This is a genomic window from Mucilaginibacter sp. dw_454, assembly GCF_018449775.1.
GTDB lineage: Bacteria > Bacteroidota > Bacteroidia > Sphingobacteriales > Sphingobacteriaceae > Mucilaginibacter.
This window is the reverse complement of sequence record NZ_JAAVVB010000009.1, coordinates 1-12,046: the sequence shown is the minus strand read 5'-3', so window position 1 is coordinate 12,046 and position 12,046 is coordinate 1. Positions and strand designations below refer to the sequence as shown.

Annotated in this window: 11 protein-coding genes; 7 read left to right on the top strand and 4 right to left on the bottom strand. The window is 44.3% G+C overall.

Annotated elements, in window-relative coordinates; genetic code table 11:
* Positions 1-44: 44 nt before the first annotated feature.
* The 3 genes from rimP to infB all read left to right on the top strand — a co-directional run bounded on the left by rimP (position 45) and on the right by infB (position 4,883).
* Complete coding sequence (rimP, locus tag HB679_RS19895) at positions 45-515, top strand: ribosome assembly cofactor RimP (RefSeq protein ID WP_214073787.1); 471 nt, start codon at positions 45-47, stop codon at positions 513-515.
* An 81-nt stretch (positions 516-596) separates the two neighbouring features.
* Complete coding sequence (gene nusA / locus HB679_RS19890) at positions 597-1,832, top strand: transcription termination factor NusA (protein WP_214073786.1); 1,236 nt, start codon at positions 597-599, stop codon at positions 1,830-1,832.
* 63 nt (positions 1,833-1,895) lie between these two features.
* Positions 1,896-4,883: a translation initiation factor IF-2 gene (gene infB, locus HB679_RS19885; RefSeq protein ID WP_214073785.1), complete on the top strand. Its 2,988-nt coding sequence runs from the start codon at positions 1,896-1,898 to the stop codon at positions 4,881-4,883.
* Positions 4,884-5,044: 161 nt separating this feature from the next.
* On the opposite strand, the gene HB679_RS19880 is transcribed toward infB, so the two are convergent.
* The 3 genes from HB679_RS19880 to HB679_RS19870 all read right to left on the bottom strand — a co-directional run bounded on the left by HB679_RS19880 (position 5,045) and on the right by HB679_RS19870 (position 7,510).
* The gene (locus HB679_RS19880) at positions 5,045-5,719 is read right to left on the bottom strand and encodes a metal-dependent hydrolase (protein WP_214073784.1); all 675 of its coding nucleotides are present in this window, start codon (positions 5,717-5,719) and stop codon (positions 5,045-5,047) included.
* A 122-nt stretch (positions 5,720-5,841) separates the two neighbouring features.
* Positions 5,842-6,174 (bottom strand): YbaB/EbfC family nucleoid-associated protein, encoded by a 333-nt coding sequence (locus HB679_RS19875; RefSeq protein WP_255547683.1) that lies wholly within the window; start codon positions 6,172-6,174, stop codon positions 5,842-5,844.
* Positions 6,175-6,184: 10 nt separating this feature from the next.
* A complete protein-coding gene (locus HB679_RS19870; protein WP_214073782.1) occupies positions 6,185-7,510 on the bottom strand; it encodes a serine hydrolase domain-containing protein in 1,326 nt (441 codons plus the stop codon).
* A gap of 141 nt (positions 7,511-7,651) precedes the next feature.
* On the opposite strand from HB679_RS19870, the gene HB679_RS19865 reads away from it, so the two are divergent.
* The 3 genes from HB679_RS19865 to HB679_RS19855 are packed head-to-tail and all read left to right on the top strand — an operon-like array spanning position 7,652 to position 10,569.
* A complete protein-coding gene (locus tag HB679_RS19865; RefSeq protein ID WP_214073781.1) occupies positions 7,652-8,650 on the top strand; it encodes a tetratricopeptide repeat protein in 999 nt (332 codons plus the stop codon).
* A 42-nt stretch (positions 8,651-8,692) separates the two neighbouring features.
* Positions 8,693-9,703, top strand: coding sequence for a tetratricopeptide repeat protein (locus tag HB679_RS19860; protein WP_214073780.1), 1,011 nt, complete (start codon positions 8,693-8,695; stop codon positions 9,701-9,703).
* A 5-nt stretch (positions 9,704-9,708) separates the two neighbouring features.
* Entirely contained in the window at positions 9,709-10,569 is an 861-nt protein-coding gene (locus tag HB679_RS19855; protein ID WP_214073779.1) for a tetratricopeptide repeat protein, read from the top strand.
* A gap of 176 nt (positions 10,570-10,745) precedes the next feature.
* Here HB679_RS19855 and HB679_RS19850 read toward each other — a convergent pair whose 3' ends face one another.
* Complete coding sequence (locus tag HB679_RS19850; protein ID WP_255547676.1) at positions 10,746-11,333, bottom strand: Crp/Fnr family transcriptional regulator; 588 nt, start codon at positions 11,331-11,333, stop codon at positions 10,746-10,748.
* A gap of 57 nt (positions 11,334-11,390) precedes the next feature.
* On the opposite strand from HB679_RS19850, the gene HB679_RS19845 reads away from it, so the two are divergent.
* On the top strand, positions 11,391-12,014 hold the full coding sequence (locus HB679_RS19845; RefSeq protein WP_214073778.1) for a chloramphenicol acetyltransferase: 624 nt from the start codon (positions 11,391-11,393) through the stop codon (positions 12,012-12,014).
* Positions 12,015-12,046 lie beyond the last annotated feature (32 nt).

The window sequence follows — 12,046 nt, the reverse complement described above, 5'->3', positions numbered from 1 at the left end:
CCCGGGCCAATGACCATCGGGACGGAAAAAAGCGAAGGCGAATAATGAATATTGAAAAAAGGGTTATTGAGCTGGTTAACGAAAAGATAGCCGAAATAGAAAGGCCCGATGTGTTTTTAGTGAGTGCCAAACTGCACAGTAACGGAAAACTGATCATCCTGCTTGATGGCGATAAGGGTGTTGGTATTGCAGAATGTGTGCAGGTAAGCCGTTACGTAGGCTTTAAGCTGGAAGAGGAAAATGTAATTGAGACGGCGTATAACCTGGAGGTTTCATCGCCGGGCATAGATATGCCGCTAACCATGCCCAGACAATACACCAAAAACATTGGCCGTACGTTGTCTATTAAAATGGCCGACGGCAGCAAAAGAGAAGGCACTTTAAACGGGTTAACCGAAGATGCCATTATGATTGAAGAAAAAATAAAAGAAAAAGGGAAAAAAGCCGAAGTTATTGAAAGTGTAATCCCCTTAGAGCAAATATCAGAAACTAAAGTTTTAATATCATTTAAGTAAGAAAACCATCATGAGCAGCCGCTTAAAAAACACGCTCATGATCGCTTCATTACCTTTAAGAACAAATAATTTTAATGAAAAATGAGCAATATTAATTTAATTGATTCATTCCAGGAATTCAAAGATTTCAAAAACATTGATCGCCCGACGATGATGAGCGTGCTGGAAGACGTTTTCAGAAGCATGATCCGTAAAAAATACGGCAACGACGAAAACTGTGACGTGATTGTAAACACCGACAATGGTGACTTGGAAATTTGGCGCACACGTGTGGTTATGGAAGACGGGTTTAGTGAGGACGACGACCTGGAAATTGAATTAGCTGAAGCTAAGAAATTAGACGAGGACCTGGAAGTTGGCGACGAGTATATCGAACAGATCACTTTAGAGAGCTTTGGCCGTCGTGCTATTTTAGCTGCACGCCAAACACTGGTTTCAAAAATTCTGGAACTGGAGAAAGACGAGATCTTCAAAAAATACAAGGACCGTGTGGGTGAGATAGTTACCGGCGAGGTTTACCAGGTTTGGAAAAAAGAAACTTTGGTATTGGATGATGAAGGCAACGAGCTTTTATTACCAAAAACAGAGCAAATACCTGCCGATTACTTCAAAAAAGGCGACAGCGTAAAAGCAATTGTTTACAAAGTAGACATGATGAACAGCAATCCTAAGATCATCATCTCCCGTACTGCGCCAGAGTTCTTACAGCGTTTATTTGAGCTTGAAGTTCCGGAGATTTTTGATGGTCTGATCACGATCAAAAAGATTGTTCGCGAGCCGGGAGAAAGAGCTAAAGTAGCTGTTGAATCGTACGATGACCGTATTGACCCGGTTGGTGCCTGCGTAGGTATGAAAGGTTCACGTATCCACGGTATCGTTCGCGAGTTGAAAAATGAGAACATCGACGTAATCAACTTTACCAATAATACACAGTTATATATACAGCGTGCTTTATCGCCGGCTAAGATCACTTCGATCAAGTTAGACGACGAGAAAAAAACTGCCGCGGTGTATTTGAAACCAGACCAGGTATCATTAGCTATCGGTCGTGGTGGCCATAACATTAAATTGGCAGGCAAATTGACAGGCTACGAGATCGACGTTTACCGTGAGGCCGATGAGCACGACGAGGATGTGGATATTGAAGAATTCTCAGACGAGATTGATAGCTGGATTTTGGACGAGTTTAAACGCATTGGTTTAGACACAGCAAAATCAGTTTTAGCGTTAACTGTTCATGAATTGGTAAAACGTACCGATTTAGAAGAAGAAACTATCAAAGAAGTTCTATCAGTATTGCAAGCAGAATTTGAATAAAAACAATTAAGCGAATTAAAAATCGTATTTTTGCATAAAATCAAGCAGAGAAAGTAATAATAAATGTCAGAAGACAAATCGATAAAATTATTTAAAGCAGTAAAAGAGCTTAACATTGGTATGGGTACCATTGTTGATTTCCTTGCTTCAAAAGGCTATAAGGTTGAAAAACAACCTATGGCGAAGCTGGATAACGACATGTACAATACTTTGTTAAAAGAGTTTGCTGTTGATAAAAGCATTAAGGAAGAAGCAAAGCAAATCAGTATCGGCAAGATACGTAAAGACGAAGCTGCGGCTGTTCCTGAAAAACCGGTGGAGACCCGCCGTTCAAGGGATTTCGAGAACGAAGAGATCCTGATTAAGAACGCAGGAAACTTTACTGCTGCGCCACCGGCACCAGAAAAGCCGGCCCCGGCACCCGTAACACCGGCAGCTGCACCAGAGCCTGTAAAGGCCGAGGAAAGCACTGATGAGCGCCGCGGAGTTAAAGTTGTAGGTAAAATAGACCTTGACAACCTGAACGCCAAACCGGCCGAAAAAGCTAAAGAAGAGCCAAAAGCACCAGAACCGGTTGCAGAAGTTAAACCGGTACCAGCACCTGCACCCGAAGCGCCTAAAGCGCCTGAACCGGTTGCAGAGGTTAAACCCGTAGTTGCGACGGAAGCACCAAAAACTGAAGCGCCGAAAGCACCTGTTGCACCTGTAGCGGTTAAACCTGCTGCCGAAGAACCAAACACCGGAAATGGTGAAGGCGAAGACGTAATCAGAGCAAAGGCAGAGCGCCTTAGCGGACCAAATATTGTTGGTAAGATAACTTTACCTGTTGCACCAAAACGTAACCCGGTAGCGTCGTCATCAAACACCAACGCCGACCAAAAACGTAAGCGTAAACGTAAAGACGGCCCTGGTCAGGGTGGTCCGGGTGCGCCAAACAACAACCAACAGCAAGGCACCAACCCTCAAGGTGGTGGTGGCCAGCAAGGTGGCGGCAATAACAACAATAATAATAACAATAACGGCCAGCGCCCTAACTTTAACAACCGCCCGCCGGGTCAAGGCGGAGGTTATCAAGGTAATCGCCCCAATAATAATTTCAATCGTAACGCTCCTTCTACTCCAAAAGAAGAGCCTACAGAAAAAGACATACAAGACCAAATTAAGGCTACACTTGCCCGTTTAAGCGGTGCCGGTAAGTCTGGTAAGTTTGCACAGCGTGCTAAGTTCCGTCGTCAAAAACGTGATGATGTGGCTGCAAATGCGGACGAATTACAAATGGCGGAAGATGCACAATCAAAAGTGCTGAAAGTTACCGAGTTTGTTACCGCGAATGAGCTGGCTATCATGATGGATGTTTCTGTAACACAGATCATTTCTACCTGTATGAGCCTGGGCATGTTTGTATCCATTAACCAACGTTTGGACGCCGAAACCCTAAGCATTGTTGCTGATGAGTTTGGTTACCAGATTGAGTTTGTTAAACCACAGGACGAGGAATTTATCCTTGATCAGCCTGATGAACCGGGAGACCTGGTTCCTCGTGCGCCGATTGTTACCATCATGGGTCACGTCGATCATGGTAAAACATCCCTGTTGGACTTTATACGTAAAACTAACGTTATTGGCGGCGAAGCCGGTGGTATTACCCAGCACATCGGTGCCTATGAGGTAACCCTGCCTGGCGACAAAGGCAAAATTACATTCCTGGATACACCGGGCCACGAAGCGTTTACCGCTATGCGTGCCAGGGGTGCACAGGTAACAGATATTGTTATCATTGTAATTGCTGCAGACGATAGCGTGATGCCGCAAACCCGCGAGGCTATAAACCACGCGCAGGCCGCAGGCGCTCCTATTATCTTCGCCTTTAACAAAATGGATCGCCCGGGTGCTAACGCCGATAAGGTACGTGAGCAACTATCGGCCATGAATATTTTGGTTGAAGAGTGGGGTGGTAAATATCAGACACAAGAGATCTCGGCTAAAACCGGTTTGAATGTGGAGCTATTACTTGAGAAAGTATTATTAGAAGCCGAACTGTTAGAACTAACCGCTAACCCTAATAAACGTGCCGTAGGTACTGTTATTGAGGCAGCGTTAGATAAGGGCCGTGGTATTGTTACCACCATCCTGGTACAGGCTGGCCGTTTAAAAGTAGGTGATCCTATTCTGGCTGGTTGCTACAGCGGACGTGTTAAAGCTTTAACCAATGAGCGTGGTCAGCGTGTAGAATCTGCAGGCCCGTCAACACCGGTACAGGTATTGGGTATGCAAGGCGCACCAACAGCTGGCGATAAATTTAACGTATTAGACAGTGAAACTGAAGCACGCGAAATTGCCAACAAACGCTTACAATTACAACGCGAGCAAGGTTTACGTACACAGAAACACATTACTTTGGATGAGATTGGCCGTCGTTTAGCGGTTGGTAACTTCAAGGAGCTGAATATTATTGTTAAGGGTGACGTGGATGGTTCAATCGAAGCTTTGGCAGATTCATTGCTGAAACTATCTACCGAGCAGATCCAGGTAAATGTGATCTCGAAGGCAGTGGGTCAGATCTCAGAATCGGACGTATTGCTGGCATCTGCATCAGATGCGATCATCATCGGTTTCCAGGTGCGCCCGTCAGGCGGTGCGCGTAAACTGGCCGAGGCCGAGCAAATCGACATCAGGTTATACTCTATCATCTACGACGCGATCAACGAGATCAAAGCGGCGATGGAAGGTATGTTGGCGCCAACATTCGAAGAGAAGATTGTTGCCAATGTTGAGATTCGCGAAACGTTCAAGATCAGCAAAGTGGGTACCATTGCAGGTTGTATGGTGTTAGACGGTAAAATTACCCGTAACAGCAAGATCCGCATTATCCGCGAGGGTGTGGTTATCTACACCGGCGAACTGGCTTCATTAAAACGTTTCAAAGACGACGTAAAAGAAGTGAACGCCAACTACGAGTGCGGTCTGAACATTCAAAACTTTAACAACATTGAAGTAGGCGACATTGTTGAAGCTTACGAAAACGTAGAAGTTAAACGAAAGCTGGCATAATTACAGCTTTATAAAATATAAAAGCCTCTCAGGATTAATTTCTGAGAGGCTTTTTTGTTGTGAGTTGGCCCTTATTGTCATTGCGAGCGAGGAACGAGCGTGGCAATCGCAAGGGTGCAATATTCGCGATTGCCACGCTACGCTCGCAATGACAGATGGGGTTATAATTCGATAGATTCCTCCAAAGCCAGCAACTTTAAATTCAAGCCAGCCTCAGTGAATTTGTCCAATGCTTCCTGGTTATCTATAGCAATCACCGGGAAAGTATCGAAATGGATGCCGATGATATTTTTACAGTTGATGAATTTAGCCGCTTTAACAGCGTCATCAACACCCATGGTGTAGTAGTCGCCTATAGGTAGGTAGGCCCAGTCCAGATTTTCATCTTCCAATAGCTTCATGTCGTAGGTTAAGGCTGTGTCGCCCGCAAAATAAATGGCCTTGCCTTCTGAATAGATCACAAAACCAGCAGGATTACCACCTGCCGCGCCGTCGGGCATAGTGCTGGAGTGGATGGCGTTTACCATTTTAACACGGCCAAAATCAAAATAAGCATTGCCGCCTATGTTCATGCCATGCGCTTCGATGCCCTGCTTGCCCAGCCAGCCGCCAATTTCGGCAATACAGATAATCTGCGCACCGCTGCTTTTCTGGATAGCAACCAGGTCGGCTACGTGGTCGCCGTGGCCGTGTGATACCAGGATATAATCCGGCTTAAGGCTATGAATATCGATGTGTTTAGCCGCCGGGTTTGGCGAAATGAAAGGATCAAACAACAGTTTTTTTCCTTCGGTCTCAATCATAACGGTTGATTGCCCGTAAAAAGTGGTTTTCATATGGTGTGGTTTTTAATTCAAAAGAGTGCTGTCATTGCGAGCGAAGCGTGGCAATCGCAAGGAGGATGCGAATAAGCGCGTGCGATTGCTTCGTCGTTCCTCCTCGCAATGACAGAATATTATTATTTGTTAAACATGCCGCCCAGGCCGCCAAACATATCTTTGGTAACGGCGGCCATTTCGGCCTGGCTAACGTTTTCGGCTTGCTCCAGGGCCTTGTTTACGGCTATGGTAACCAGTTCTTCCAGCTCTTCCTTATCAGCCTCTTTAAAAAAGTCAGGGTCGATAGTAATAGCTTTAATTACCTTATTGGCATTGGCGGTAACACTGATTTTACCACCCTCGGCAGTACCGGTTACGCTGATGGAATCTAAGCGAGTTTTCGCCTCGCCTGCTTTTTGTTGTGCTTCTAATATTTTGTCGAACATGTTAACTCCTTTCCCTTTAAAAAACAGTGTTTACAACTTAATGTTTATGTGCTTTGTGTTTTTTAACGTTGCTGTGTTTGACTACCTGTTTTTCCTTTTGTTTTTTAGCAGGCTTCTGTCTCTTTTCAACTGTAGGTGCCTGTACCTGTTCATCATCTTCCTCGCCGTCGCGGCCGTAAGCTCCTGCACGTATTACAGGCATACCGGTCATTTTAAACAGATCATCAAGATGTAGCAGGCTACCATTGGTCATGTTATCCAGCAATATAATTACAACATCTTCCTTCATATCACGCAGAAAATTGTGCCGAAAGCCGTGCCACCAACCGGTGTGGTAAACCACTTTCTCGTTAGGTGCCTCAAACAAATGCCAGCCATAACCGTAACCAAAATGACCGTTCTTTAACGGAACACGATTGGTATAAGCCGAATCTTGTGTGGCCTGTTTAATGAGCAAGCCGGCACGCAGCGCACGGTCAAACAAGAAAAGATCGGCTACGGTACTATAAATACCTTTATCACCAACGGGGCCGTCCAGGTAGTTCTGTGCTACCGAGTATCGCCAGCTGTTACGATCATGTCCTAATACTTTGGTAGGTATTTTGTCGTAAGTAGCCTTAGAGTATACATTGGTATGCTTCATGCCGGCCGGCAAAAAAACGTTTTGCATCATATAATCTGCATACGATATATGTGTTACCTTCTCTATGATAGAGCCCAATACCATAAAGTTGGAGTTGTTGTAATGGTAACCTTTATCGGGCAAATTATAACGTGCGGGCTTGTACTGCGCCAGTAAATCCATCATTTGCTGATTCGTGACACCTTTTTTCTGGTCGCGATGTTCTTTGCGAAAAACATCATCAATTGCATATACATAGTTAGGCAGGCCCGAGCGATGCGTAAGCAGCATACGGATAGTTACGCCATGATACGGAAAATTAGGAAAGAACTGCTGAACAGAGTCGCTAAGGTGCAGCTTTCCACGTTCCATTAACTGCAAAATAGCGGTCGACGTCATCGTTTTGCTGACAGATGCCAATTCAAACTGAGAGTTTAGCGTCAGGCTGTCCTGATTGGGGTAGTTAGCCCAACCAAAAGCGTTTTGGTAAACTATCTTTCCGTTTTTTGCCACCAATACGTTACCGTTAAACCCTGCATTTTTGTGCAGATGTTGCATAAAAGCATCTATCTGTTTATCGGCATTTTTAGGATTATAAGCTAACAGAGCCTTAGTATCTAACGGTTTAATTTTTTCGGGCGGGCTAAAGAACGAATTTGCTTTGTCGCCGCTTGATGAACATGATGCCATTAAAAGCATCGAAAGACTAACAGTTAGCAGGCTTTGTTTAACTAATTTCATAAATAAATAACTTGTCACGATAAATGAATTGCGAAAATTGCAAAATATAACCCGCGCTGAAAGTAAAGTTTTGAACATTTTGATTGTTTTAGTTAATAACCCTTGCTACATTTAAAGAGTAAACCACTTAGCTAAACCATAATGAAATCTTATCACAAATTACTGCTTACATTAAGCTTATTCATCTGCTCGGTTGCATCGTTTGCTCAACAGTTGCCTCCTCACCTCGATTCGTTAATGAAAGCCGGGTTAAAGCTAAGCGATGCCGGTAAATTTGCCGAAGCCATTGCCAACTACGACGAAGTGCTGAAGGCTGCACCAGACAACATGGGCGTTCTTTATGAAAAAGGTTTCACACTTTCCGTCTCCGGTAAAAATGATGATGCTGTACCGCTCTTTGAGAAAGTTATAGCTATTGCTAAAATGCCGCAAGCCTATGCCGCATTAGCTAATATATATGATGTAAAAGGCGATTTTGACAAGGCTACCAAATACTATACCGAAGGGATAGCGGTATCGCCGAGGGACAGAAACTTATGGTTTAACCTGGCCGTATCTTACACCAGGCAAAAAAAATATACACAGGCAGAACAAGCCGCAACCGAGTCAATCAAAATAGATAGGCGACATGCGGGCAGCCATCATATTTATGCAGTGGCTTGTTATCTGCAAGGAAAAAATGCACAGGCATTGCTGGGTTTCTCCAACTTCCTGATGTTGGGTCCGCCGCCAAGACAGGCTGCGCCCGATTGTATGTTCATCAAAGCGATACTGCATGCTAATCCAGATCCAAAAGCTGATGCGATGGCCAAGTTACAGCAGGAAACCATTGCACAGGCAGTAACCTCCTCAACCGCAGGAAAAACAAACCTAACCGCTACCGATTCACTGACCATGCAGCTTACTGCCGCCTACAAAGCCATCAAAACCCAGGAGGACCAATACGGCTCGCCATTTTTTTCTAAATATTTCGGAAACTTTTTTGGCGATATAGCGGCGACAGATTATATGGATGTTTACACTCGTTTTGTAAGTGTAAGTCTATCTCCGCAGGAAAACCTGGCCTGGCTAAAAGCGCATCCGGATAATATCAAGGCGTTCAATACCTGGCTAAATACCGAAAAGAGGCAAACGGAGTAATAACAAAGCAGTCCCTATAAAATCAAAAGATAACCTAATCTTATGCATTACTATTTCAAACCTTTTTTACTATTAATTCTACTTTTTAGTTCGATAGCCGTATTTGCCCAAGACACGGTCAAAGATGTGCCAACGTTAATGAAAGAGGCGAAAGATCTTTTAAAGCAAAGAAAGATGACGGAGGCATCTGTTAAATTTGACGAACTTTTAAAAATTGATCCGGTTAATACAGATGCGCTGTTTAATAAAGGCTTTTGCTTATTAGTAACCGGCAAGCGCGATGAAGCCCTCCCGTGTTTTGAAAAGCTTACCACTATAACCAATACGTTGTATCCCAACGCATACGAATATATGGGCGATATTTATAGCATCAACCGCGAGTTTGACAAAGCAACTGCGCTTTACTCGAAAGCTGCAGCGCTTATGCCCCGGAATCCGCAGGTTTGGTATAGCCTCGGATCGGCTTATCTTAACGGGCGAAAATTTGCACAGGCCGAGTCTGCCGAGGCTGAGTCGATAAAGCTTAATGACCACTTTTCCAATAACCAGCAATTTTATGGCATTGCTGCAATGTGCCAGGGTAGAAACGCAGAAGCCGTGTTAGGGTTATCAACGCACCTGATGTGGGCAAAGCCCGGTGATAAAAACGCAGCTGAATCTTACCGCTTATTGAAATTTATGCTAAAGCCTAACCCCAAGGCTACGATAATAACAGATCCGATTGCTAAAATGCAGCAAGAGCTTTTAATAAAGTCTGCTACGGCGGCGGTAGCCGGAAAAACAAACCTTACACCAGTTGATTCGTTAACTTTACAGTTAACATCGATTTTTAAAGCGATAAAGGAGCAGCAGGACCAATATGGGTCGCCATTTTTTTCTAAATATTATGGCGATTTTTTTGATGCTTTAGCCGCCACAGAAAACATGGATACATTTGTTCATCTAATCAGTTTAAATGCATCGCCCGACAATGATGCCTGGCTAAAGAGCCACCCGGATAAAATGACTGCGTTTGTTAACTGGACAAAAAACACAAAACGACAAACAGAATAATTATAATGAAAGCTACCCTTCTCCTACTGATAACTGCCTTTAGTTTATTAACCGCAACCCGCACATTTGCGCAAGACACCGACGACCCGGCCACCAACTATAAAGCAGCGCTCGGGCTGGTAAACGACAACAAAGCCACAGATGGTATCCCTTACCTGGAGAATGTGGTGAAAACAAATTCAAACTACACTAATGCCGCTTATAGTTTGCTGGGCAGTATTTATGATAAAAGTAATCAGCCGCAAAAGGCTATTGCCACTTATAAAGCCGGTTTGAATACTTTTCCGCAGGACCAAAACCTGAACTTTAATTTAGGCATTGCCTATTTCCGCGATAAGCAATATGCACAAGCCGAGCTGGCCGCTATCGAATCGATCAAGATCGACCCAAAACATGCCAACAGCCAGCGCTTGTATGGGCTGGTAACTTTTCACCAAAACAAACGCGCCAATGCGTTGCTGGCGTTCTGCAACTTCTTGTTAATTGAACCCAACGGCGAAAAAAGCGACGAAGCCCTTACCAATATGCAAAGCATCCTGAAAGGCGGCGTATTAAAAGCCGAGGGGCCTTCTATTGCAGAAAATGTTAAGCTCAACAGTATTATATCAGCCAGCGTAGCCTCGGGCCAGGCAAAAAAACTGAGTGGCAACGCCCTGTTAGAGTATCAGCTTAAAACCATTTTTACGCAAGTTGGCCAGCTATCAGCCCAAAAACCGGCCAAAAACTTCTTTGATACTTTTTATGCCGACTACTTTTATAAGCTAACCCAAAGCGGCAATCTGCCGGGTTTTGTGAAGTTGCTTACTACTAAGACTGAAGATGCAGGACTGAGCGCTTGGGTGAGTGCTAATGCGCATATGTATTAACAGCAATATTTGTCATTGCGAGCGAGGAACGAGCGTGGCAATCGCAAGTAGGTCGGGAACGCGTGCGATTGCCGCGCTACGCTCGCAATGACAACTTAATAATATCATTGTCTGGCGCAAGCGTCCGCTTGTGCCTTAATAGCGTGTCACAAGCGGACGCTTGCGCCAGAAACAAATTATTCATTACCTAATTCTTTCAACGCCCTGTTCAAACTCCGGATATTAATACCCAGATAAGCGGCCATATCATCCTTAGAAAGTTTAATATCCAACTTGCCGATCAATTGCTGAAGCTTTAACAAACTATGCGCGACCGTATATAGTTGTTGAAAAGAGGCGCGGGTGGCGGTGTTAATAATTCGCTGCGCGAAAACGTCTATGAGCAGGTGGTTAAACTGCAGATCTTTTTCCAGCAGTTCCCGAAAATAAGCAACAGACATGGAATAAGCCTCGACATCGGTTATGGCCTCTACAGTGCACATGGCCCGGTTCTTTTTAATGCCCTCTATTTCGCCAATAATCTCTCCTTTGCTTAAAAACTCAACGATGAATTCTTTGTCGTTATCCTCATAAAAAAAGCATTTGGTAATACCCTCTTTAATCAAATAGATCTTGCTTAGTTGCTGGCCCTGTATTACCAGTTGATGCTGCTTTGTGAACTGCTTTAAAGCAATAGTATCCTGCCCCGGCTTGGCATTGTAGGCTTGCTCAATATATTCAAGAAAAGATTGATTGGTGGGCAGCATATTTATCTGTTCGGACAAATGTCCTTTTAATTGATTGAATACTTACGGACATTTGTCTGCGGAAGCTAAACAAAGATGAAAAAACTAATTGATTTAGAAAGCTGGGTACGCAAAGACCACTTCAATTTATTCACAAAATTCGAAGAGCCGTTTTGGGGAGTTGTGATTTCGATTGATTGCACACAAGCCTATCAAAATGCAAAAGAAAAGAACCAATCTTTCTTTCTGTACTACCTATATCGCGCCCTAAAAGCAGCTAACGAGGTGGAAAATTTCAAGTACCGGATCATCAGCGGCGAGGTTTATTTATATGACCAGGTAAACGTAGCCACCACCACCAACCGACCCGATGGCACCTTTGGTTTTGCTTACTTTAATTATTTTGAAGACGAGCAACAGTTTATTGAACAGGCTAAAAGCGAAATGGAGAAAACCAGTAAGGCTACAGGTTTGATACCATCGGCAGAAGGCGCGAATGATATTCATTTCTCGGCATTACCCTGGTTAGATTTTACTTCGCTATCGCACGCCAGGGCATTCGGCTTTCCGGATAGCTGCCCGAAGATCTCGTTTGGTAAAATGACGCAGGTACATGGTAAAAAGACCATGCCGGTTTCTGTGCATGTGCATCACGGCCTGGCCGACGGCTATCATGTGGGCTTGTTTGTGGAACGGTTTCAGGCGTTGATGAATAGCTAGCGGGGGACTCACCCCGCGGCACTTCGTGTGCG

What these genes read in the sequence shown, in the direction of transcription:
- rimP (WP_214073787.1), top strand. Translation starts at nt 45, where the DNA reads ATGAATATTGAAAAAAGGGTTATTGAGCTGGTTAACGAAAAGATAGCC.
- nusA (WP_214073786.1), top strand. Translation starts at nt 597, where the DNA reads ATGAGCAATATTAATTTAATTGATTCATTCCAGGAATTCAAAGATTTC.
- infB (WP_214073785.1), top strand. Translation starts at nt 1,896, where the DNA reads ATGTCAGAAGACAAATCGATAAAATTATTTAAAGCAGTAAAAGAGCTT.
- HB679_RS19880 (WP_214073784.1), bottom strand. Translation starts at nt 5,719, where the DNA reads ATGAAAACCACTTTTTACGGGCAATCAACCGTTATGATTGAGACCGAA.
- HB679_RS19870 (WP_214073782.1), bottom strand. Translation starts at nt 7,510, where the DNA reads ATGAAATTAGTTAAACAAAGCCTGCTAACTGTTAGTCTTTCGATGCTT.
- HB679_RS19865 (WP_214073781.1), top strand. Translation starts at nt 7,652, where the DNA reads ATGAAATCTTATCACAAATTACTGCTTACATTAAGCTTATTCATCTGC.
- HB679_RS19860 (WP_214073780.1), top strand. Translation starts at nt 8,693, where the DNA reads ATGCATTACTATTTCAAACCTTTTTTACTATTAATTCTACTTTTTAGT.
- HB679_RS19855 (WP_214073779.1), top strand. Translation starts at nt 9,709, where the DNA reads ATGAAAGCTACCCTTCTCCTACTGATAACTGCCTTTAGTTTATTAACC.
- HB679_RS19845 (WP_214073778.1), top strand. Translation starts at nt 11,391, where the DNA reads ATGAAAAAACTAATTGATTTAGAAAGCTGGGTACGCAAAGACCACTTC.